17 protein-coding genes and 1 riboswitch are annotated in these 23,718 nt (G+C 58.4%); of the genes, 8 read left to right on the top strand and 9 right to left on the bottom strand.

All coding sequences use genetic code 11. From position 1 onward, the window contains the following. Positions 1-19: 19 nt before the first annotated feature. A riboswitch (TPP riboswitch) is annotated at positions 20-124 on the bottom strand. 93 nt (positions 125-217) lie between these two features. From J8E65_RS03480 to clpB, 4 genes are all read left to right on the top strand, one after another. Next, positions 218-1,555 (top strand): Gfo/Idh/MocA family protein, encoded by a 1,338-nt coding sequence (locus J8E65_RS03480; protein WP_210373963.1) that lies wholly within the window; start codon positions 218-220, stop codon positions 1,553-1,555. A gap of 87 nt (positions 1,556-1,642) precedes the next feature. Further along, positions 1,643-1,978: an ArsR/SmtB family transcription factor gene (locus J8E65_RS03475; RefSeq protein WP_210373962.1), complete on the top strand. Its 336-nt coding sequence runs from the start codon at positions 1,643-1,645 to the stop codon at positions 1,976-1,978. Positions 1,979-2,010: 32 nt separating this feature from the next. Then, on the top strand, positions 2,011-4,080 hold the full coding sequence (locus tag J8E65_RS03470) for a heavy metal translocating P-type ATPase (protein WP_210374071.1): 2,070 nt from the start codon (positions 2,011-2,013) through the stop codon (positions 4,078-4,080). Positions 4,081-4,182: 102 nt separating this feature from the next. Then, positions 4,183-6,819, top strand: a complete 2,637-nt coding sequence (clpB, locus tag J8E65_RS03465; protein WP_210373961.1) for an ATP-dependent chaperone ClpB — start codon at positions 4,183-4,185, stop codon at positions 6,817-6,819. 60 nt (positions 6,820-6,879) lie between these two features. Here clpB and J8E65_RS03460 read toward each other — a convergent pair whose 3' ends face one another. The 3 genes from J8E65_RS03460 to J8E65_RS03450 all read right to left on the bottom strand — a co-directional run bounded on the left by J8E65_RS03460 (position 6,880) and on the right by J8E65_RS03450 (position 10,175). Continuing rightward, the gene (locus tag J8E65_RS03460; RefSeq protein WP_210373960.1) at positions 6,880-8,742 is read right to left on the bottom strand and encodes an adenosylcobalamin-dependent ribonucleoside-diphosphate reductase; all 1,863 of its coding nucleotides are present in this window, start codon (positions 8,740-8,742) and stop codon (positions 6,880-6,882) included. Positions 8,743-8,823: 81 nt separating this feature from the next. Continuing rightward, positions 8,824-9,342: a dihydrofolate reductase gene (locus J8E65_RS03455; protein ID WP_210373959.1), complete on the bottom strand. Its 519-nt coding sequence runs from the start codon at positions 9,340-9,342 to the stop codon at positions 8,824-8,826. After that, positions 9,342-10,175: a thymidylate synthase gene (locus tag J8E65_RS03450; RefSeq protein WP_210373958.1), complete on the bottom strand. Its 834-nt coding sequence runs from the start codon at positions 10,173-10,175 to the stop codon at positions 9,342-9,344. The genes J8E65_RS03455 and J8E65_RS03450 overlap by 1 nt, the downstream gene beginning before the upstream one ends. A 79-nt stretch (positions 10,176-10,254) precedes the next feature. Between J8E65_RS03450 and J8E65_RS03445 the strand changes: the two genes are divergently transcribed. After that, positions 10,255-10,515, top strand: a complete 261-nt coding sequence (locus tag J8E65_RS03445; protein WP_210373957.1) for a hypothetical protein — start codon at positions 10,255-10,257, stop codon at positions 10,513-10,515. A 4-nt stretch (positions 10,516-10,519) separates the two neighbouring features. Here J8E65_RS03445 and apaG read toward each other — a convergent pair whose 3' ends face one another. Further along, complete coding sequence (gene apaG / locus J8E65_RS03440) at positions 10,520-10,903, bottom strand: Co2+/Mg2+ efflux protein ApaG (protein ID WP_210373956.1); 384 nt, start codon at positions 10,901-10,903, stop codon at positions 10,520-10,522. Positions 10,904-11,033: 130 nt separating this feature from the next. Between apaG and J8E65_RS03435 the strand changes: the two genes are divergently transcribed. The 3 genes from J8E65_RS03435 (at position 11,034) to J8E65_RS03425 (ending at position 15,720) form a co-directional block, all read left to right on the top strand. Next, entirely contained in the window at positions 11,034-12,896 is a 1,863-nt protein-coding gene (locus tag J8E65_RS03435; RefSeq protein WP_210373955.1) for a 2-oxoacid:acceptor oxidoreductase subunit alpha, read from the top strand. A 23-nt stretch (positions 12,897-12,919) separates the two neighbouring features. Beyond that, positions 12,920-14,086, top strand: a complete 1,167-nt coding sequence (locus J8E65_RS03430; RefSeq protein ID WP_210373954.1) for a 2-oxoacid:ferredoxin oxidoreductase subunit beta — start codon at positions 12,920-12,922, stop codon at positions 14,084-14,086. 347 nt (positions 14,087-14,433) lie between these two features. Next, positions 14,434-15,720, top strand: a complete 1,287-nt coding sequence (locus J8E65_RS03425; protein ID WP_210373953.1) for a dipeptidase — start codon at positions 14,434-14,436, stop codon at positions 15,718-15,720. Here the strand turns inward: J8E65_RS03425 and J8E65_RS03420 are convergent. Genes J8E65_RS03420 through J8E65_RS03400 form a run of 5 tightly spaced genes read right to left on the bottom strand, consistent with a single transcriptional unit; the run spans position 15,692 to position 23,678 of the window. After that, a complete protein-coding gene (locus J8E65_RS03420; RefSeq protein WP_210373952.1) occupies positions 15,692-16,876 on the bottom strand; it encodes an endonuclease/exonuclease/phosphatase family protein in 1,185 nt (394 codons plus the stop codon). The genes J8E65_RS03425 and J8E65_RS03420 overlap by 29 nt on opposite strands. Next, entirely contained in the window at positions 16,873-18,102 is a 1,230-nt protein-coding gene (locus J8E65_RS03415) for an NHL repeat-containing protein (protein ID WP_210373951.1), read from the bottom strand. Before J8E65_RS03415 ends, J8E65_RS03420 begins: the two co-directional genes overlap by 4 nt. 44 nt (positions 18,103-18,146) lie before the next feature. After that, on the bottom strand, positions 18,147-19,175 hold the full coding sequence (locus J8E65_RS03410) for a PorV/PorQ family protein (protein WP_210373950.1): 1,029 nt from the start codon (positions 19,173-19,175) through the stop codon (positions 18,147-18,149). Beyond that, positions 19,165-22,086 (bottom strand): TonB-dependent receptor, encoded by a 2,922-nt coding sequence (locus J8E65_RS03405; RefSeq protein WP_210373949.1) that lies wholly within the window; start codon positions 22,084-22,086, stop codon positions 19,165-19,167. The genes J8E65_RS03410 and J8E65_RS03405 overlap by 11 nt, the downstream gene beginning before the upstream one ends. Next, on the bottom strand, positions 22,083-23,678 hold the full coding sequence (locus tag J8E65_RS03400; protein ID WP_210373948.1) for a hypothetical protein: 1,596 nt from the start codon (positions 23,676-23,678) through the stop codon (positions 22,083-22,085). Before J8E65_RS03400 ends, J8E65_RS03405 begins: the two co-directional genes overlap by 4 nt. Between the last annotated feature and the right edge of the window lie 40 nt (positions 23,679-23,718).

Genomic DNA, 23,718 nt, shown 5'->3' with positions numbered 1-23,718 from the left:
GCGAATGCAGGAAAAGCCTGGCCGCAAACCGAAGCCTTCCCTACGCCGGTATGACCCGGATCAGGTTCAAAGGGTATGCTCTCAGCCCAGCTTGCTTTAAAGCCGGGCACCCCTAGCTTCGCCTTTTGGGGCTTACAGCGATTATCTGGCTAAGGATCCCGACTTGTAAGCAGTGGGCTTACGTTGTATGTTTTGGTAAACCAAACGCAGACGCCTTATGTCTACCTCCCGCCGCACGTTCTTGCAGCAAACACTGCTGGTCGGCTCTGGCCTATTGGGTTGGCCTTCTTTAGAAGCCCTCGCCCGCAAACCCTGGGCACCGCCGAGCGAGCGCCTGAATGTAGGCGTTATTGGGTGTAACGGCATGGGCTGGACCAACCTCCGCGCCCACCTGGGCGTGCCGGAAGTTGAAGCTTTAGCCTTGTGTGACGTAGATGCCCGCGTGCTTCAACGCCGCGCAAACGAACTGGAACAACTTCGCGGACGCGCCCCGCGCGTATTTTCCGACTACCGCCGCCTGCTTGAAGATCCAGACCTCGATCTGGTAATCATTGCTACGCCCGATCACTGGCACTGCCGCATGCTCGTCGATGCCGTCGAGGCCGGTAAGCATGTCTACGTCGAAAAACCCCTGGCCAACTCGATTGCAGAATGTCAGGCGATGGAAGCTGCCGTTCGCCGGACCGGACGCATTGTTCAGGTGGGCCAGTGGCAACGCAGCGGACCGCATTATGCACAAGCCGTCGCGCTGGTTCGGTCCGGTGCCTTAGGGCGCATCCGCCTGGTCAAAGCCTGGGCCTATCAAGGCTGGATGAAACCCATCCCCGTGCAACCCGACGGAGACCCTCCTCCTGGCGTAGACTATCGCCTGTGGCTAGGACCTGCCCCCCTTCGCCCCTTTAACCCCAACCGCTTTCACTTCAACTTCCGCTGGTTCTGGGACTATGCTGGAGGTCTGATGACAGACTGGGGGGTGCACGAGCTGGACATTGCCCTATGGGCTATGCACGCCGAGGCGCCTCGAACCGTTCAGGCCAGCGGTGGCAAGCTCGGCTACCCCGACGACGCCTCCGAAACCCCCGACACACTACAGGCCCTCTTTGCCTACGACACGTTTACGCTCCTGTGGGAACACGCTACCGGTATCGACGGCGGCAACTACGGCCGTAGCGAAGGCATCGCTTTCATCGGCAACAACGGAACGCTCGTCGTCAACCGCGATGGCTGGGAACTCCTCCCAGAAACTGACCTGAAAGATGGTCGGCGTGTCTACCGCATGGAAGCCATGCCACGCCAAACCCGCCAGGGGGACTACCTGGCTTTTCATGTGCAAAACTTTATCGAAGCGATCAAGGCCAACGACCCCACTCGCTTAGCCTGCGACGTGCACGCCGGCGCCGTTGCTGCCGTGAACGCGCATTTGGGCAACATTGCGTATCGCACCGGACGCATGCTGCGCTGGGACGCTGCACGAAAACAGATCCTCGACGACCCTGAAGCCCAAGCTTACGTGCGCCCCACCTACCACAACGGTTGGACTTTCCCAGAAGGGTAACATGCATTGTCATTAAGCCTGCATTTACTACTTGCGTTATTATTTTTATATCATTAAATTTTGATATGTAAATTTAAAAATCCTGCAATGCTTTTAGAAAAAGCATCAACGGCTGTTGCCCTCAAAGCCAAACTTTTCCGGGGTTTTGCCGATCCGTCGCGGCTGGTTCTTCTCGAGGTGCTACGCCAGGGGCCGCAAACGGTCACGGCCTTGGTAGAGGCCACGGGACTCACGCAACCTAATGTTTCTAACCACCTGCGCTGCCTGCTCGACTGCGGGCTGGTGCGGCGCAGCCGTCGGGGGCGCTTCGTGGTCTACCGGCTCAGCGACGAGCGCATCGCCGAGCTGCTGCAGCTGGCCGAACAGGTGCTGGCCGACGTAGCCCGAGGCGTTTATCACTGCACACGCTACAACGTGCCATGAAACTACAACGTGCCATGAAACTACAACGTGCCATGAAGACGATCGAGCTACCCGTCGAAGGCATGGACTGCGCCGAATGCGCGCGCCACGTGGCCCGGGCGCTCGAGCAGGTGCCGGGCGTCTGCCGCGTCGAGGTGCTGCTGGCGGCGCAAAAGGCGGTGCTGGAGCTGGATCCGGCCCACCCGCCGGAGCCGGACGCCCTCCGCCGGGCCGTCGAGGCCGCCGGCTATCGGGTACCCCGCACCGAAACGCCTGCACCGACTGCGCCCCCGGCGCGTCGCGTGGCCGGCCTGCTGGCCTTTCTGTTTGGCGCCGTGCTGACGGTCGTGGTGCTGGGCGAATGGCTGGGACTCTTTGAGGAGCTCACCGCCCGCGTACCCTTGCCTGTCGGGATTGCGCTGGTTGTCTTGATGGGCTATCCGGTGTTCCGTCAGGTGGTGCAGGCGTTGCTTCAGGGGCGCATTCTGGCCTACACGCTCATGAGCGTAGGGGCACTGGCTGCGCTACTTATTGGCGAATGGCCCACAGCTGCCGTCGTAGTCTTCTTCATGCGGGTCGGCGACTACGTAGAGCGCTTCACGACGGAGCAGGCCCGAAGCGCATTGCGGGGGCTGAACCGACTGATGCCGCGTACGGCCCGCGTGGAGCGCGACGGCGAGCTGCTCGAAGTGCCCGCCGAAGCCGTGCAGCCGGGCGACGTGGTGCTGGTGCGTCCGGGCGAGCGCGTGCCGGTCGACGGCGAAGTGCTGGAAGGAACGGCCACGCTCGACACCGCGGCGCTCACAGGCGAGTCGATGCCCGCCGAGGTGGGTCCGGGCGATGCCGTGCTGGCCGCCTCGCTCGTTCGCCAGGGCTACCTGCGCCTGAAGGCCACCCGCACGGGCGCTGCTACCACGTTCGGCCGCATCCTGCACCTGGTCGAAACCGCCGAGGCAAACCGAAGCGCCACCGAGCGCCTGGCCGATCGCTTTTCGGCCTACTATCTGCCGGTGGTGGCGGCCTTGGCACTGGGTACCTACCTGCTGCGCGGCGATGTGATGGCCACCGTAGCGGTCCTCGTCGTGGCCTGCAGCTGTGCGTTTGCCCTGGCTACGCCTGTGGCTGTGCTGGCTGCTATTGGGGCGGCCGCCCGCCAGGGGGTTGTGATCAAAGGCGGCCGTTACCTGGAAGCGCTGGCCCGCGCCGACGTGGTCCTGATCGACAAAACCGGCACGCTCACGCTTGGCCGTCCCCGGCTCACCGACCTGGTGCCGCTCGACGGTCAGGCGCCGGACGCGCTGCTGGCGCTGGCCGCCACGGCCGAGTACGCCTCGGAGCATCCGCTGGCCGAAGCCATTCGCGAAGCGGCGCGCACACGCGGCCTGCCGTTACGTCGCCCCGACGAAGCCCGTCCGTTGCCGGGCATCGGCATCGAAGCCCGCATCGACGGCCACCGGGTGCGCCTGCGGCGGCTGTCCGAACCCGACGCCTTCCCGGAAGCTGCCCGGCTGGCGGCCGAGGGCAAAACGCTCATTCTCATGGAAGTGGACGGCCGACCGGCTGCGCTGCTGGCCGCTGCCGACACCGAGCGGCCGGGCCTCCGCGAGGCGCTGGAGGCACTCCGAGCGCTGGGCGTGCACCATCTGGAACTGCTCACCGGCGATCATCCCCGCGCGGCCGAACCGCTGGCCCGCCGGCTGGGCCTGCGCTGCCGGGCCGGCCTGCTGCCCGACGACAAGATCCGCATCGTCCGGGAATACCAGGCCCGGGGCCACACGGTCGTGATGATCGGCGACGGCGTCAACGACGCCCCGGCCCTCATGCAGGCCGACGTGGGCATCGCCATGGGCTCGGGCACCGACGTGGCGCTCGACACGGCCGCCCTCGTGCTGCTCCGCGACGACTGGCGCCAGCTGCCCGCCCTGTTCCGGCTGGCCCGACGCACACGCCGCACCATTGCCGTCAACCTCGGTTTTACGGCACTCTACAACCTGGTCGGAGTCACGCTCGCCGCGCTGGGCTATCTGCCACCCGTGCTGGCGGCGGCCGCCCAGTCGCTGCCAGATCTGGGCATTCTGGGCAATTCCGCCCGGTTGCTACGCGCTCGCTTGCACACCAGCTGAGCGATTCTGCCATCCTGTCAATCGGTACATTTTTCGTGAAACCATCGGCCATGCACAAGCCAGACAACGTGTCAGGTAGCGCAAAACCTTGGGATTTAACCGATGAACCTGCAAAAGTTTACCGTAAAGGCTCAAGAAGCCGTGCAGCAGGCCTTAGAGCTTGCTGCTCAAAAAAACCATCAAGCGTTGGAGCCCCCGCACCTGCTCAAGGCGTTGCTGAGCGATCCTCAAGGCACGGTCGTTTCCATCTTGCAGCGCCTTGGAGCCAGCTTAGCGTATTTAAACACCAAGGCAGATCAGGCGCTGGCCAAGTTGCCTGTCGTGCATGGGGCTTCGGTCTCGGGTCAGTACCTGGGTAGTGATCTCAAAAAAGTGTTCGACCGGGCCCTAGCCGAAGCTGATTTGCTTAAGGACGAGTACGTTTCGACCGAGCATTTGCTCATTGCCCTGGCTGAAAGTCCTACAGAGGTTGGGCAGGCCCTTCGGGACCAAGGGGTCACGAAGGAAAAAATTCTGAACGTGCTGAAAGACGTTCGGGGTAGCCAGCGCGTAACGGATCCCCATGCCGAGGAGCGCTACGAGGCACTCAAGCGCTACGGTCGCGACCTGACGGAGCTGGCCCGCAAGGGCAAACTGGATCCCGTCATCGGTCGCGACGAAGAGATCCGGCGCGTGCTCCAGATCCTCTCGCGCCGGATGAAGAACAACCCAGTGCTGGTCGGTGAGGCCGGCGTCGGTAAGACGGCCATCGTCGAAGGGCTGGCGCTGCGCATCGTGCAGGGCGACGTGCCCGAAAGCCTCAAGGACCGGCGCATCGTGGCGCTCGACATGGGTGCCCTGCTGGCCGGTGCCAAGTATCGGGGTGAATTCGAGGAGCGGCTGAAGGCGGTCGTCCGCGAGGCGGCGGCCTCCGAAGGCCAGGTGATCCTGTTCATCGACGAGCTGCACACGGTGGTGGGTGCCGGTGCCGCCGAGGGGGCCGTCGATGCCGCCAACATCCTGAAGCCGGCGCTGGCGCGGGGTGAGATCCGCGTGATCGGCGCCACGACGCTCGACGAGTACCGGAAATACATCGAAAAGGACAAGGCGCTGGAGCGGCGCTTCCAGCCCGTGCTCGTCGAGGAACCGTCGGTGGAAGACACGATCTCGATCCTGCGCGGCATCAAGGATCGCTACGAGGTGCACCACGGCGTGCGCATCACCGACGGCGCGCTGATCGCCGCCGCCGAACTCTCGCACCGCTACATCACCGACCGGCATCTGCCGGACAAGGCCATCGACCTGATCGACGAGGCGGCCGCCCGGCTGCGGATCGAGATCGACTCGATGCCCGAAGAGCTGGACCAGCTCGAGCGGCAGATCCGCCAGCTCGAAATCGAACGGGAGGCCGTCAAGCGCGACAACGATCAGGAGAAGCTCAAGGCGATCAACGAGCAGCTCGCCAACCTCGAAGAGCAGCGGCGGGCGCTCCGGGCGCGCTGGCAGCAGGAAAAAGAGCTGATCCAGCGCATTCGGAGCATCAAGGAAGAAATCGAACAGCTCCGGATCGAATCGGAGCAACTGGAGCGGCAGGGTGAGTACGGCCGCGTGGCCGAGATCCGCTACGGCCGCATTCCTGAGCTAGAAAAACAGCTTAAGCAAGCCCAAGAAGAGCTAGCAGCAGTTCAAAAAAATGGCGCTTTACTAAAAGAAGAGGTGACCGCAGAAGACGTTGCTGAGATCGTGGCGCGCTGGACAGGCATTCCGGTGGCCAGGCTGCTCGAAAGCGAGCGCGAAAAGCTGCTGCGGCTCGAAGAGGAGCTGTCCAAGCGGGTGGTCGGACAGCCCGAGGCCATCTCGGCCGTGGCGAACGCCGTGCGGCGCGGCCGCGCCGGGCTCCAGGAGCCGAACCGGCCTATTGGATCGTTTATCTTTCTAGGCTCAACGGGAGTCGGCAAAACTGAGCTTGCCAAAGCGCTGGCCGAGGCGCTTTTCAACGATGAGAATGCGATGATCCGCATCGATATGAGCGAATATCAGGAGCGCCACTCGGTCAGCCGTTTGATCGGTGCGCCGCCGGGGTACGTTGGCTACGAAGAAGGTGGCCAGCTTACCGAAGCTGTGCGGCGCCGTCCTTATGCGGTCATTTTGCTCGATGAGATCGAAAAGGCACATCCAGAAGTCTTTAACATTTTGCTTCAAGTACTCGACGATGGTCGGCTAACGGATAATAAAGGCCGCACAGCCGACTTCCGAAATACCCTCATCATCATGACCAGTAACCTGGGCTCGGAGCTGATCCGCGAGCGCATCGATGCCTTTGACGGAAAGGTACCTCCGCAGGCCTACGAGCGGATGCGCGAGGAAATCCTCCAGCTTTTGCGGCAGCGGCTGCGGCCTGAGTTTTTGAACCGGATCGATGAAATCATTGTCTTCCGGCCTCTGGGCCACGAAGAGATCCGTCAAATCGTCGAGATCCAGTTTGCGCGGATCCAGCAACTGGCAGCGCGGAGCCATAAGCTTAAACTAGAACTGAGCGATGCAGCCAAAGATTGGTTGGCCCAGCACGGTTTTGATCCGGTCTTTGGTGCACGGCCGCTCAAGCGGGTAATTCAGCGGGAAATCACCAACAAACTGGCTGAAGAGATTCTCTCTGGTCTGTTTACCGAAGGCGATCTGATCCGGATCGATGTGGCACCCGATGGTTCTGGGTTGGTCTTTGAGAAGATCGCCCAGGTCGAGGCTGAGCCGGTAACCTGAGACTCCGCTACCGGCGGCCCGAAGCCCCTGCCTTAGTCCCTAAGGTAGGGGCTTTTCGTTTTAGTCGGCTTCGCGTTCGATGCTGCAGCAGTGGGTGCTTTCACCCATGCTACCGCTCACCACTTCTAGTACGGCACCCCGCACAGCACTGGGCCGGTAGGTTGTGCATCCCTTAAGGCCGTGATCGTAGGCCCAGTCGTACAGCTGCCGAAACGTGCTAAACGGCGTGTCGGGAGGCACGTTGATCGTTTTGGAAATCGCCCCGTCCACATACGGCTGCAGGGCTGCTTGCATTTTCAGATGTTCAAAGGGGTCTAGGTGCTGCGCATCTACAAAGGCTTCAGGCAGCGCGGCTGTTTCCCCATGAAGCTGGTGCCACAAACGCAGGGCGTAGTCCGTAAGCGTATAGCTTTGCCGCTCGCCGTTAGCGTTTAGCACATGTCGGGTATAACGGTAGGCAAAGACAGGTTCAATGCCACTGGAAATATTATTGGCCAGAAGACTGGTGGTGCCTGTAGGAGCAATGGAGAGCAGGTGGCTATTCCGGATCCCGTAGGTAGCAATACCTTGCCGAATATCTTCAGGCAATGCCTGAATAAAGGGACTTTCGAGGTAGCGCTCACGTTCAAAAAAGGGGAAAGGGCCTTTTTCTCGGGCAAGAGCGATCGAAGTCCGGTAAGCCGTGTAGCAGATGGTTCGCATCAGTTGTGCAGCCAGCCGGCGCGCTTCTTCCGAGGCATAGTGCAGCCCCAGCATAATGAGCGCATCAGCCAGTCCAGTAATGCCTAACCCAATGCGCCGTGTAGCACGGGCTTGTTCGGCTTGGGCTGGCAACGGAAAACCCGATACATCGATCACATTGTCGAGTAAGCGTACGGCTACTGCCACGGTTTCGCGGAGTCCTTCCCAGTCCAGCGCGGCTTCCGGTGTAAAAGGATGGCGCACAAAGCGCGTCAGGTTGAGCGATCCCAGGTTGCAGGCGCCGTAAGGGGGCAGCGGTTGCTCGCCGCAGGGGTTTGTAGCAGTGATATACTCCCGATAGGCGAGGTTATTGACGCGATTGATCGTGTCTATGAAGAGCACGCCAGGTTCAGCGTAGTCGTAGGTCGAGCGCAGGATCGCATCCCAAAGCGCTCGAGCCTTGACCACGCGGAGTATGCGGCAGGGGACCGGGCGATCGGTGCCTGTCCAGCGTCGATATACGATGGGCCTATCGCCCAGGGGCTCGCTTTCTAAGGAAGCGGCTGGGAAAACCAGCGGCCAATCGAGGTCGCGGCGTACGGCTTCCATAAACGCATCGAAGACCTGTACCGATAGGTTGAAATGGGTGAGTACGCCGGCTTGGTGCTTGGCCGTAATGAATGCTTCGATGTCGGGGTGGTCGCAGCGTAGCGTGGCCATCATCGCGCCGCGCCGGACGCCCGTCGAAAGCAGTGTAGCGCAAGTAGCATCCCAGATGTGCATAAACGAGACCGGCCCTGAAGCGATCGTGCCTGTAGTGCGTGCTCGCGTGCCAGCAGGTCGCAACGTAGAAAAATCGTACCCTACCCCTCCCCCCTGCTGCATGGTCAGAGCGCCTTCCTTGAGGCTGTCGAGAATGCCTTCCAGCGAATCTTCGATGATGCCCATCACAAAGCAGTTGAAAAGCGTCACGCGGTGGCGCGTCCCGGCCCCAGCTAAAATGCGACCGCCGGGCAAAAATTTAAAGCCGTAGAGCACTTGGTAGAAGCGTTCAGCCCAGCGCGCCCGTTCTGTTTCCGGTTCGGCAGCTGCCACTGCTTGGGCAACCCGGCGCCAGGTATCCTCAATGGTCTGATCGCGCAGTTGCGTACCTTCACGATAGCGATACTTGGCATCCCAAATTTGCCAAGAAACCGGTTCGTGAAAATGCGGCGCCAGTTCTGGCCCAAGCGTTACTTTCATGATTCCCTACTCCTCATTGTTATAAAGTTTAAAACATACAACGCTTTAAGGGCCCAATAGATTTGGCTTGTGCGGGTTGCTTTAAGCTCCAGCGCGGCGGCGATAGGTGATGAAGCGAAAGCCGGGGTGCGTTTCGACCGCCACCGCTTCGAAAACCGGTCCGATGAGATGTTCGTAAGGGGGAAAAAACGCATCGCCTTCGTAGTCGCCCTCTACCAGTGTCAGTTCTAGCCGGTCAGCGTGCGGCAAAAACTGCGCATAAATATCGGCACCCCCAGCAATGAAGAGCACGGGCACGTCCTGTACCGCAGCCAAGGCTGCTTCGACATCCGGATACACTTCTACACCCGCCATTTCCAGATTGCCCCACGTGCGCGAAAGTACCAGGTGACGTCGTCCAGGTAAGGGACCGCCGAATTGTTCCAGCAGCGAGACAAACGTCTTGCGTCCCATGAGCAGCGGGTGCCCCATAGTCAGCCGTTTGAACCGCCGCAGGTCTTCGGGCAAATGCCAGGGCAGACGGCCTTCACGCCCAATGACCCGGTTTTTTTGGGCCAGTGCGGCAATTAAAACGATTTCGGGACGCGCTGCAGCTGCCATTACACCGCAATAGGCGCTTTGATGGGCGGGTGATATTGGTAGTCGACAAATTCAAAATCTTCTAGCTCATAGGCAAAAATCGAGGGCGGTTTGCGCTTAATCACCAGCCGAGGTGGTGGGTAAGGCTCTCGGGAAAGCAGCTCTTTTACCTGTTCAAGATGGTTGAGATAAATATGGCAGTCACCGCCGGTCCAGATAAACGTACCTACGTCGAGGTCTGTCTGCTGCGCTACCATATGGGTAAGGAGGCTGTAGGAAGCAATGTTGAAAGGCACGCCTAAAAAGGCATCAGCTGAACGTTGGTAAAGCTGGCAAGAAAGGCGACCGTCAGCCACATAAAACTGAAACAGCACATGGCAGGGTGCCAGCGCCATGCGTCCTTGGCGGACGTTTTCCTGTGGAGAGCATTGCTCATCGGGCAGGTCTGCGACATTCCAAGCACTCACCACATGCCGCCGCGACCAAGGTCGCTCTCGGATCGAGCGCACCACCGCTGCGATTTGATCAATTTCGCGCCCGTCTGGTGCAAGCCATCGCCGCCACTGCTTGCCGTAGATAGGCCCTAGCTCTCCTGTTTCGGTGGCCCACTCGTCCCAGATGGTCACTCCGCGATCGTGCAAATACTTTAGGTTCGTATCTCCCCGCAAAAACCAGAGCAGTTCGGCCACAACGCTTTTGACGTGGATCTTCTTGGTGGTTAAAAGCGGGAATCCTGCTTGCAAGTCAAACCGCATCTGGTAGCCAAATACACTGAGGGTGCCAACGCCTGTGCGGTCTACGCGGCGCGTCCCGCATTCGAGAATGTGGCGGAGGAAATCGTGGTATTGCTGCATGTTCCGGAACGCAGGGGTTGTGTCTTCGGTTTGGAAGACAACTGGAATCTACAAAACAACTTTGGCAGCCGAAAAGCCTATGGATCCGACGCTGCATCAAAAGCAAGGCATCAACCACCTTCAGCGCGTGCTGGCCTATGCTCCCCTGGTGGCCGAAAACGGCCGAGCCCAGGTGCATCTAACGCAAGAAGATTGGTTCGTGGTGGCCGACACACTCTTCCGAATGCATACACCCCGAGAGCTTTTGCCTGCCGAGATTCTCGACTACCGCCTGACGAACGAAAACCGCACGATCGAACTGCTGACACCTGAGCTTACGATTGAGGTGGAGATGTTTTAAGCCCTTAATTAGCGGCCACCCGAAGATCGAAGCGAGGGATTTTCACCCGAAAGCGTCGCCCATCAGGACGCTGCATAAGGTAGTACCCTTCCATCGTCCCACTCAAAGAAGCCAAAATGCAGTAGCTGCTATAAAGATGGGCATGACCTGGCTCGATCAGGGGTTGTTGCCCCACCACACCAAGACCTTCCACTTCGCGCACGGAGCCATCAGCCTCTTCAATGCGCCAGTAGCGACGAAGCAGTTGCAACGGCTCTTCGGTATGATTTTCGATGCTAATGAAATACGCAAAGACAAACCGGCGCTCAAAAAAATCCGATGGATCATCGAGATATATCGGACGTACGGTGACCGTCACGCCGCGTGTTGTGGCTGCATAAGGAACCATGAAATTCGCTTATTGGAAGTTTCAAAAATAGGAAAGCGCTGCATGCGCCACCAGCGTTGAACTCGCCTTATTTTTTTGCGTTGCACTCTAAGCAGTTAAAGCGCTTTTGTTGTTAGAAGATTCTTGCATTATGGACTTTCTAGAAAAACCCGTAGAGGTTCTCCCTGAGGCGACGGTGCTTTTTGCGGGAGACTCGGGTGATGGCATGCAGCTTACGGGCCTGCAGTTTGCACGAGCAACGGCCTTAGCCCGGAACGATTTGGCTACACTTCCTGACTATCCTGCCGAAATTCGGGCCCCGGCTGGTACCACCTATGGCGTCAGCGGCTACCAACTGCATTTTGGCTCAGTTCCCGTGCGCACGCCTGGCGATGCGGTCGATATGCTGGTGGCGATGAACCCAGCAGCGCTCAAAGTGCACTTGCCCCGCGTGCGCCGAGGCGGCACGTTGCTGCTCAACATCAACGCCTTCGATCGTCGCGGCCTAGAGCTCGCCCGCTACGCCACCAATCCGCTTGAAGACGGCTCGCTAGCGGGCTACCAAGTTATTCCGGTTGAACTTACGCGTCTGACGCACGAAGCACTAGCCGACAGTGGTCTCGATAAGAAGGAGATCGACCGCTGCAAGAACATGTTTGCCCTAGGGCTAGTGCTGTGGCTCTACTCGCGTCCCCTAGAACCCGTTGAAACCTGGCTGCGGCAAAAGTTCGCGCATAAACCGGCCATTCGAGACGCCAACCTACAAGCCTTGCATAAGGGGTATCACTACGGCGAGACGACCGAACTTTTTGCCGTTCGCTACGAGGTACGACCTGCTCAACTCAAACCCGGCCTTTACCGGGCTATTCAAGGCATCGAGGCACTGGCCCTGGGACTGATCGCTGCCAGCGTCAAAAGCGGCTTGCCGCTGTTTTACGGATCCTATCCGATTACCCCGGCTTCGGAACTGCTCCACGAGCTGAGCCGCCATAAAAACTTCGGTGTGATGACTTTTCAAGCCGAAGACGAAATTGCGGCTATCGGTGCTGCGCTTGGAGCCAGCTTTGGGGGCGCCTTGGGCGTAACGGCTACCAGCGGTCCGGGCATGACGCTCAAAGCAGAAACGATTGGATTGGCCGTTATGACCGAACTGCCGCTGGTGATCATCGACCTGCAACGCGGCGGTCCCTCTACGGGCTTACCTACCAAAACCGAACAGAGCGACTTGCTTTTTGCCCTCTACGGTCGCCATGGCGAGGCGCCCGTACCCGTGCTGGCGGCCAGCTCTCCTGGCGACTGCTTTGAGGCTGCCTACGAAGCCTGCCGCATTGCCGTACGCTACATGACGCCAGTGATTCTGCTGGCAGATGGTTACCTAGGCAATGGGGCTGAACCCTGGCGCGTGCCCGACCTAGAGGACCTACCCTCCTTTGAGGTACGCTTTGCCACGGAGCCCAATTTCCACAAAAACGGCGAAGCCGCATTTTTGCCCTATCGGCGCGACCCCGAAACTTTGGCCCGGCCTTGGGCACGCCCAGGAACACCTGGCTTGGAACACCGGATCGGAGGCCTGGAAAAGGAAGACGAAACCGGTAACGTATCCTACGATCCGGCTAACCACCAGCGCATGGTCAAACTACGGGCAGAGAAAGTCGCCCGCATTGCCCGCGAGATTCCGCCCAGCCAAGTGTTTGGCGACCCAGAAGGCGATGTGCTGCTTATCGGCTGGGGCTCAACGCGCGGTGCTATCGAAGCTGCCGTTGAGCGCCTCCAAGCCCGCGGGCTACGCGTTGGTAGCGTGCACCTGCGCTACTTGAATCCATTGCCACCCGATTTGCCCTTGCTGTTTGATCGCTACCAGCATCTTATCGTGCCTGAGCTGAATAACGGACAGCTGGTGCGCGTGCTGCGCGATGCGTACCTGCGGCCTTTTGTGCCGCTAAATAAAATCCAGGGCTTGCCCTTCCAGGCCCGTGAAATTGAAGCGTTTGTCGTATCGTTGCTTCAGGTCTAAAAAGCCAACCGGTTGTTGTTGCGATGTCGGACCCCAAACGCCTTGACGAATCTACCCCCCGGGCCGTACGCCCGGCCTTGCCTCCAACGGCTACGCCGCCTGTGGCACGCCCTGCTAAGCCAACGGCACCTCCAGCAGCCCAGCCCGACGGCGACGGCAAAGCCCGCCTGTCGCGCAAAGACTTTGCCTCAGACCAGGACGTGCGCTGGTGCCCAGGCTGCGGCGACTATGCTATCCTGGCAGCCGTGCAGCGCCTATTGCCAGAGCTAGGCATCCCTCGCGAAAACCTGGTGTTCATCAGCGGCATCGGATGCTCCAGCCGTTTCCCCTACTACATGAACACCTACGGCATGCATACCATCCATGGTCGCGCTCCAGCTATCGCCACCGGCTTAAAAGCCAGTCGCCCTGAACTCGACGTGTGGATCATCACGGGCGATGGGGATGCCCTCTCGATTGGCGGAAACCACCTGATACACATTTTGCGCCGCAACCTGAACGTCCAGATCTTGCTTTTCAACAATCAGATTTACGGCCTCACCAAGGGCCAGTATAGCCCTACCTCTGAGGAAGGGAAGATCACCAAAAGCTCACCCTATGGCACCATTGACCATCCCTTTAATCCCGTAGCACTGGCCCTGGGCGCCGACGCTTCGTTCGTCGCCCGCTCCATGGATCGCGATCCTAAACATTTACAAGATATCCTTCGCCGAGCGCATGAGCATAAAGGCGCTGCCTTTGTGGAAATTTACCAAAACTGCAATATTTTCAACGACGGGGCCTTTTTCCAGTTTACCGAGCGCGACACCAAGCCGCTCCGGACCCTGTTTCTCGAGCACGGCAAGCCGCTCCTGTACGACGAAGGACGCAAAGGTATCCGGCTCGACGGCTTTCGCCTGGAAGCTATCGATCTGACCAACAGCTCTTGGTCTGTCCATGACTGCCTGGTGTATGACGAAACCAACCGGGAACTGGCGCACCTGATAGCTCGGATGTTCTTCCGGCCCGATTTGCCGCAGCCCTTTGGGGTCTTTTATCGCGAAACGCGCCCTACCTACGAAGACTTGCTGCATCAGCAGATTGCGGAAGTCACAGCCCGGAAAGGCAAAGGCGATCTGGAGGCCCTACTGCGCAGTGGCGACACCTGGATCATTGAAGCTGAGCCCCCAATGGCCCAGCAGCAGGCATGAACAAAGGCGGAAGTAATGGATTGGCGCGAATACGCTAGCCTAAGTCACCCCATATAGCGGCGTGCAGCGCTGATTTTTGGTCTTTCTGGACCAACGGGGTGCTCATCGCTACCCAGGACATGTTTGTCCAGCGTAATTTCGACATGCCTGCTAAAATGGCCTGAGCCTTCTACGGCAGGATCGACATGGGCCTAAAAATGCAGACAGCATTCTGGGCCTAACCAAAACGCACCTAGGCTCAGCACCGTACGGCGTTATGTTATAAGACCACGTTTGGCGCCGTACTGGGCCGTTGCCTGTCCGGAACAGGCGCATTAGCCCAAATTGTAATTTTTGGGGAGCGTCCTATGCAGCGGCTGCTCTGCTCTATTGTGCTCCTGCTGGTTTGGGCCTGCAGAGCACAGACGCCCACCTTTAGCCCCAAGGCCGATAAGTTGCACGCCGAAGATGGTGGCCAGATTGCGCTACCGGCTGCGCGACGTTATGCGCTCTTGCAGCAAGACACAAGCTGGGCAACAGTGCTTGCGCTGCACTATCGGACGCTGGTCTTCGACGGCCACCTCGACACGCCTTCCCGTATGCTCCAAAGCTTCGACTTTGGCCGGCGTCACGCGCGCGCCAATGGACATGTAGACCTGCCGCGCATGTTTGAAGGGGGCTTAGATGCCGCGTTTTTCGCGATTTACGTACCTGCTGCCTATGGAGAAAGCGCAGCAGCCGTCCGCTACGCCCGCCGCATGATAGCGGAAGTGCAACGTCAGGTAGCTGCCCATGCCGACAGCGTTGCACTGGCCTATTCAGCAGCCGATGTGCTACGCATTACGCGCAGCGGGCGCAAAGCGATCTTGCTTGGGCTTGAAGGGGGTCATGCCCTTGCCGGCTCGCCTGACACGCTTCGGGCACTCTACGAAGCCGGCATCCGCTACGTTACGCTGACGCACGTGAGTTCCCATAGCTGGGCCGATGCTTCTCAGGATCGGCCGCGCTGGAACGGTTTAAACGAAAAAGGTCGCGCGCTCATCCGCGAAATGAACCGGCTAGGCATGCTGATCGACCTGTCTCATGCTTCCGATGCTACGTTTTTTGACGTGCTGGCCGTTACCCAAGCCCCGGTTATCCTTTCACACTCATCCATGCGCGCACTGGTACCTACCGTGCGCAACGCAAGCGACGAAATGCTTCGTGCCTTGGCCCAAAATGGAGGTGTTGTACTGATCAACTTTTTTGATGCGCTGGTCAATCCCAACTTTACAGCCGAGGTTTATACCGAAGCCGAACAGCGCACAGGCGGCAACCTGCGCCAGCTCTGGGATGCCGTTTATGCCATTGCCCGGGAGCGGCGTCTGCCTGGTGCCACCTTGGAAGACGTGCTCAACCACATCGACCATGCCGTGCAGGTCGCGGGCATTGACCACGTGGGATTAGGCTCAGATTTTGACGGGCTCTTTGCATTGCCCTCGGGGCTCGAAGACGTAACGCGCCTGCCTTGGATCACCTATGGCCTTTACCAGCGAGGCTATAGCGCAACTGACATTCAAAAACTTCTCGGTGGCAATTTACTTCGCGTGCTGTCCCAGGTCGAACATGCAGCTGCCGCATTGCGCGCTAGGGAAGGCGTACCAGCGGCTGAGTGAGCCGCCTCCCCCCTTCGCATACTTCAACCAAGTAGACTCCTGCAGGAAATCCTTCTAGGGAAAGCGTAAGGGCTTGCATACCTGCCTGAACCGGCAGCAGATGACGGGCCACCTCCCGACCCAGCATGTCCCAAAGCCGCACCTGCGCCGCATGCCCGCGGCGCTCCCAACGCAGCGTAACCTGCGTGCGCGCCGGATTAGGATAAAGGTGTAGGGTCCAGGGCTCACGGGTCAGCGCTTCGCCCACAGCAGCAGTGCGGCTAAATTGAAAGCGGGCGTAGACAGGCAGATGATCGGAGGTAGAAAACACGTAACCTGGGATGGCCTCAAGCAGTGCCGTAAAGCGATCGGTTGAGCTTTCCTCATAGGCGCCAAACAATTCGTCGGTGATGAGCATATGATCCAGCGTTGATCCGGTCCGACAAGTGCTGCTGCTACCACACCAGGTTGGCAGGTTGGCAGCGTCGAGCGTTTCGGTAAGAAAGCGGTAGTGCGCGGTGTCGGTACGAAAGTCTTCAAAAGGAGAGGGTAGCCCAGAGATGATGGAGCCGTGCAGCTCGTCGTTCCAGTCTCCGAGCACGACTACGGGTCGATTGGGATAGAGTAGATCCAATCGATTTTTGAGGCGTTGCGCAGCTTCTTGGCGACGTCTGTAGTCGTCTAGGTTACTGCCCGACTTAAGGTGCAAGGTGATAAAGATCACGGTTAGCGTTGTATCGGGCAGTCGGATGGTTGCTTCCAGCAGCAAGGGGGGCCGGTAGGCGAACGCTTCAGCAAATTCACTTAGGAGCTGCTCGGTGCGACGGCGCTGCACCACGCTGCGTCGGTAGACAAAAGCCAATCGCTGCGTTACGGCAGGCGAAGCGTTCTGGCCAAGGATCCCTTCGTAGTCGCTACCCAGACTATCGAGCAATGCCCAAAAGGCTGCCGGATTAGCGACTTCTTGCAACGCCCAAAGATCTATGGCGCTTTGTTCGAGGACCTGGCGCACGTTTGCCTGCTGCCGCGCTTCATCCGAAGGTCCGTAGGAAGGATCGCCAAACCACGTTACGTTCCACGTGGCTACTTCTAGGGTAATCGGGGTTCCTACCTGAGGAATCTGTGCCCAGGCCGAAACAGCAACCCACCAAAAAACGCCAATCAACCGCGCCTTCATTCGAAATCGGTGTTGAGCCGAAAACGTGAAATGCGATGGTTGCCTGTATCGGCCACGTAGACAATGCGACGCCCATAAGCGACGCCTTGGGGACGGTTAAACTGGCGCGCGCCATCACCACGACCGCCAAAGGACACCACGACGGGTCGGGTGCTGGATGAGCCAGGCGGCGGGGCCACACCCTCGACACCTGCTGCGGTAAAGACAAACAAACTGTCTTTGCAGGCGTCCAGCACAAACAGATAGTTGGTGCCATCGGCCGCAAAGGCCAAGTCCGAGGGGCAGGCAAACTTAAACTCTTCGTACAGGAACCCTTCACCTCGCGTGGTATCCCCTACGATTTGGATTTTTTCGGCATCTGGGCGGTACTCAATGCCATCGGGCGTCTCCACAGCCCGGATCGACAGTACGGCATAGCGCAGCCGTTCGCCCTCAGGAGGCGTTTGGGCAATGTAGAAGTCACGTGAAAACGGGAACGTAGTACGCTGCGGCGGATGCACAAACGTCAACACATCGGCTGGATTGACCGCGCTGCGTAGCGTGGGTTGCCTCGGATCAAGCGTTACCAGCGCTTGGGTATTGAGGCCTTCAGGCGTAAACTCCAAGATGGTGTTATGAGGCAAAATCGCAGAAGTCGGGTCATTGACCGGGCCTCGCCGAGCGACGTAGATCGCGTTGTTGGCCAGCACAGCTACACCTGTAAAGGCAACCTCCTCATCCGTTGGGATAGGATCAGGCCGGTTAAGTCGGCGTGAGCGATCGTCAAACGGATGCCAGATGATGTCTACCAATTGTGGGTTGCCGGTAGGAATCCCTGCGTAGCGCAGCACAACCGGCAAGTTCCACGTGCGGTTGCCGATCAGGGTATCCCGACGTGCTGTTACGTACACATGCAGCCGCCGATCTTGAATAACCGAAGTTGCTCCTCCAGGTATGGGAATAAAAAGGGCGGGCCGTCCAGCTTGATCCAGCACGTGCAGCCCGCGAGCATCCACCACATAGATAAACGTATCGAAGCCTACGTATACATCTTGGGGCGCTTGGAGCGGAGCGCCATCACCTCCTAGCGTGTAAAAAGGAAAAAGGGGAACATACTCTACTTCGCGAAACAGACCTGGCTCGCTACGTCCTACGCGGAAAATTTCTTCCGTGGTGGGGTCTTGCTTACTGCCCAGCAGCGCATCGCATCCAGCTAGCAGCAAGCCCAACGCCATAGCCAGTAGCATCGGGCCGAAAGATCGTTTCTGGTTGCCCTTACTGGTTCTCATGGTTACCATTCCAGATTAAGCCCGACGCGATGCACCGTACCTAGCCGTTCCAGGTTTTGGAAGCCGTAATCAAAACGAGCGCCTAAGCCCGAGAACACTTCTGGAAGCTGCAAACCCACACCCAGCGTTGGCATGCGCATTTCTTCCACACCCAAGCGATAGCCTATGCGCACGAATAAGGTTCGATTCCAAGTGTACTCCGTGCCTATGTTAAAGCTTTCCGCATTATCGTTAGGCTTGGTGAGTTGTCCTAACAACGCGAGCCGATGCTGCGGGTGATGCTGCCAAAGGGCATAACTAAAGCCGAGCAAAAACGTAGTTGGGGGTGTGATAACATCAAAATGGGTCTCCTGCACGCGGCCTTCTCCGCCAATCATGGGACGTTCTAAACGGCCTTTGGGACGGCCGTCAAACCCAAAATGTCGGATAGCCATGCCCATTTGCACGCCAGTATCCCCTACACGATAGAAAATGCCCAGGTCTAAGAGCACTGTCTGCGCAACCAATCCAGCCACGCTTTCCCGCACGTAGCGTGCCGTGAGGCCATAGCTAAACAGATCGGTCAACGGCTGAGCAAACGAAACCCCTAAAGCTACATCTCGGAACTGAAACATTTCTCCGGTGCCATAAGGCTGAAACTCGGTAGTAACCGGCATTTCGCCCGAGTCCAGCATTTGCAGGCTCAGCCCTAAGCGGACGCCACTTCGAGAAAGCGGTACAAGCAGCGCCCAATAATCGAGCCGCACATCGACAAAATAAGCCGTATGACCTAGGCCAATCTGAAACTTCTCGACCTGCGCTGCTAAGGCGGGATTCCAAAACAGCGCCGAAGCATCGAAGGCATGGGCAACTACCGTTTCGCCTAAAGCAGCCGAACGCGCATCAAGCGGAATCTTCAAGAACTGAAACCCTGATGTACCCGCCCGGTCTCGCCCATAAGAAGGCAAAAGTTGCGCATAGGCTGTCCGGCCGAGCGCTACCACGCCCAGTAAAAGGCATACAAGCACCCGTTTTAGCAGCTTAAAACGCATAGGAAATACCCAACAACACATGACGCGGAGGCAGAAAGCGCGCAGGGTTAAGTGGGGGCAGTCCGGCCGTACGCGGGTCTTCATAGCGCGGGTCACGCACATCGATAGGCACATCAAAGTTACGGTTACCGCGCAAGGCAGCGAAATTCGTTTTCTGTGGGTCTACGTCTGGATAGGCTTTACCTGTGACCGGGTTGATGATCACACTGTTTTTCTGGTTGAACAGGTTGGTGACTTCCAAGGAAAGCTCCAAATCGGTTCGTCCCAAACGAATGCGTCGGCGTAGCGCCAGGTCGAACCACCACCAGGGCTCACCTAGACGGCTATAGCGCGCTGTTGGCGCAGAGACAAGCTCATAAATCGGCCTCCAGTTAGGTTCGCCCGTAAAGGGATTCGTTTGATAGCCCTTGAACTCGGCCGGGGTATAGCGCTGTCCACTTCGAAACGTTGAGGACAGGAACACTTGCAATCGGTTCAAGCCAGGGAGCCCCAGTAAAGGCTGGGGTCGATCATACGTAAATGTCACGCTGGCCTTTGCGTCGAGCGGCCGGTCCCAAGCCAGTGGTGTCTCGAATGTGTTTTCAATGTCGCCTCGGGCCAAAAATTGCACCAAAGCGTCATTGTTGGTTGAGCTTAGTCCGGTAGCCCGAGAGAAGGTACCGGCTATTTGCCCAAGAAACCAGTCGCCAATGCGTTTGAGGTAACTGGCTTCTAGCCCGCGCACGCGCGCAAAGTCCCCATTAATGCGGAAGGCACGGACGGTCTCGCGGCCGGTGGGATCACGAATAACGACGTTTTCAACGGTGATAAAATCATACTTATCTCGCCAGAAAGCCGTTAGGCTGAGCACATCGTTGCTGCTAAGCTGGTAGCGCAGGCCCAGCTCGTAGGAGATGTCCACTTCCGGGTTTAGGTTAGGATTACCCAAGTCGGCAAAAAACGATCGGTCTTGGTAAAACGGGTCGAGTCCTGCATAGACGAACGTTGGGTGGGGCAGGCGCGTGGAGCGGCCGTAATTGAAAAAGAGCACCTGATTTTCCCGAATAGGAAACGACACGCGCAGCCGGGGTAGTAGGAAGAACTTGGTACGCAGCCCTAAAAAAGGCACGGTGCCGTCTTTATAGGCTTGGCGGACCGTTTCCAGAATAGGCGCCCTGGGGTCCTCTACCAGTCGATCGACGTAGCGTCCGGGCGACCACCATTCTAGTCGGAGCCCGGTATTGAGAATGAGCCCCCGGTAGCGTACTTGTCCGGTTGCGAACAACGCCCCTCGGCGCGGCTTAACACGCCAAATGTCCGCACTTTCACCCAATCGACCGGTAGCTTCAGCGGTTTCTGAACCAATCGGTGCGCCTACCCAGGGTCGAATCACATCGATCCATTGGTAGTCGTTCAACTTGACCTCCAGGCCTGCATTCAAGCGATGGTTTCGGTCTACCGAGAAGAGCGTATAGCTGCCCAGCAACGTCCATTCTTCGGCGAAGTGATCGTGAAAGCGTGTAGCAATACCTCCGTTGTTGAATAGTCCAGGCCCAGGAAGCACAAAAAGCGCGTTTGGATCGAAGGGTTGGCCATTTTCATCCACGAAAAGGGCTGCAGGATAGGTGACGATGCTACTTGGGTCCAGCTCGCTGGTCACAGCCCGGGGCCGCCAGCGCCGCCCGTTGGCATCGGCACGCAGCCGGGTGAATAGGCGGCTAAGCTGCACTTCATAAAATGAGCGCTCATTGATCACATGCGAAGCTTTCAAATAAGCCAGCACGTTGTCGTGCGCAAAAGTATTGGCATTTTCAGGTTGAAGGATGAAAGCGTACTGGAAGCCCGGTGCAACCACCGCCTCGTTGCCCGTTACCTGCAACATGCGGGTGTTTTGGTTGACAGTCAAGGAGCGCTGATAAGCGCCTTGCAGCTTTAACCCAGGCCAGGGGGCATAGGTAAGCTTTAAAAAGCCATTCCAGCGATTGTTGGCCCGTGGCAGCAGAAAATTCCAGCGCACCAGGGAGGAGCGCACCGAGTCGGGATCGGAGACGTGCCGTGTAAATCCATCAGAGAGCTGGACCTGACCAGCGGCAAAGAAGCGAAGCTTCTGGGTGCCGAGCGGCCCACCAAAGGTTAGCTCGTAGAGGTCTTCGTGAAAGTTGCTGCCCCAGCTTTCGTTCAGGCTGCCGAAGTTATCCCGCTTGTGCGTAAAGGTGCCCGAAAAGCGCTCGCCGCCTTCGCGGGTTTGGATGCTCACCACACCTGAGGTGACGTCGCCATAGCGGGCATCAAGGCCGCCTGTGATGACTTCGACTTCCTGAAAAGCGTTGGTGCCTAAATCGAGTCCAAAGCCTGTACCTGCCAGTGGGTCGCGGGCTGAAACGCCGTCGACATAGTAGCCAGTTTCATAGGCACGCCCACCCCGAATGTACAGGCCCGTCGGGTCACGCAGCACCCCTGCCTGCTGACCAACGACTTCCTGCACCGAGCGCAACGGTGCCGCTTCGATCTGCTCACGGGAAACCACATAGGCACTAGAGGACTGTTCTACATCGATCAGCGGGCGCGCACCGACTACCACCACTTCTTCCCCCACCACAACCTGCTCGCGTAGCGTGACCTCCAGCGCAGTTACTTCACCCTCGCGCACGCGCACCCCTGTAAAAAGCACCGTTTCAAACCCTACAAATGACACGCGCACCGAATACTCCCCCGGGCGCAATCCATCAATGCGAAAACGTCCCTCCAGATCGGTTGCTGCACCGTAGGCTGTGCCTACAACGATCACGTTCACACCAGGTAACGGCTCCCCGCGTTCGTCGCGTACCCTGCCTGCCAAGCTCCCCTGGGCTTGCGCCGGCAAGGTCCACAACAACAAGAAAACCAGCAGTCCTAGTTTTTGTAGTCTGTATGTAGCAATAGGGGCACTCATCGTTGGGGGAATCCAAGACTTTGCAGCAACCGCATGACAGCCTGGCGGCCGGCTTCTGGATCGCCATCAGCACCAACCAGCTCAGGTCCGCCGGTGAGCTCATTCACCAATGGCAACCCAAAGAGCGCTACACGCGCATCTGCGCTTATCGAAGCTATGGTACGTGGACGCGGCCATGGACGTCGCTGCCCAGCTCGGTTTAAATACTGATAGTCTGCTTCGTACAAAGGCACAACTGCTCCGCCCTCGGCAAAGTACGGCAGCTCGTTAATAAAGAACCGATGGGCTTTAAGCGGTGGCAGCGACTCTCCGGTGCGGGGCAGCACATTTACAGGTGTAATGGCTGCACCACTAGCCAACTCGAGCCGCCGCACCGAATCGGGCAGCACAAGCAAATCACTTAGCGGAAGCATCAAAATAGCAGGATTGCCTAAGTTGGCCTCTGGGTCACGCGGCTGGGTAACCGGACTATGCACCAAGATGCGCCCGCCTTGCTCGAAGAACAGATCCATAACCCCAGCAGCATAGGGCAAGTTGTTGCCCACAATGCTGTTGACGGTTGCAGTTGAAACCCAGTAGATATAGTCCCAAAGCGCTAGGGTTTGCCGCAATGTTGGGTCGGCTACTGGAGGCAGTGCATCAGAGCGCGGCGTATTGCCTGCCGAACCAGTCACATAGGGTTGGGAGAGGTCCCATTCATCGATAGGCATTCCCGCAGGCAGATAGTCGCGCAAAATCGCCCGATGATAGGCCATAACCACCCCACCGGTGGCCTTGCGATAGTCGTTTACAAGCAACACCCGGCTTTTAGGCTTTTTAACATGCCAGGTGTAGTGGACAAGACGACTGCGGGCCTCGGCCTGATCCACTGCCCGCACATACAACGTGTTCTCCGCATCAAGACGCAACCCAGGCACTTCGATGGTTGTAGAGCGGAATGCACGCCCCGTGTATACCCGAGCGCTGGTCTCAAGCTGCAGGGGGTCGTCCCGGTCAACGTTGCCCACAAACGTCACAAAGTCAACTTCGGGCGGCAACGCAACAAACTGGCTCGAGTCGTTGAAGCTCACCTCAATGCGGGCTAGGTTTATAGCGCCGTCGGGATCGGAAACCTGCCAGCTAAAAGAAAAGACCGGGAACGTGGTATCTGGAGGCAGCTCAAAACCCACCAAACGGATTTCAGGAGGTGAGTTGCGAATGGGGAAGACCGTGCGCGCCGGTGTGGGATCGGCCAGAGCTTCATTGTCAATCGCGCGCACTTCGAAAACCACGTCGGCGGTCTGACTCCCTGCTTCTATAGGCAGTACGATTAGCGTGTCGTTTCGCGTAGTCCGAATCCAGCCAGGGGGACTTAAGCCCAGCGCGTAATAACGCAGCTCATAAGCCACGACATAGCCATCCGGGTCGTCGCCTGTCCAAGCTACATACACTGTGCTGACGAGGCGCTCGGGAAGCTTGTCGACCAGCGAGCTGTCGCGTACGCTCAGGTACGTCTCGGGAGGCTGGTTCGGTAGGGGCGTCCCCATAAAACCGGTATCGCAGCCGCCCAGCATCAATCCGCTTAGGAAGCCTATTTTTAGCAGCGTGCGCATGGGATGCGGTTTTGCATTTGCGTGGGCGGCAAGCCTAGAA

Origin of the sequence: Rhodothermus bifroesti, from assembly GCF_017908595.1 — a bacterium.
GTDB classification, from domain to species: domain Bacteria; phylum Bacteroidota; class Rhodothermia; order Rhodothermales; family Rhodothermaceae; genus Rhodothermus; species Rhodothermus bifroesti.
This window is presented reverse-complemented; position numbering and strand designations above follow the sequence as displayed.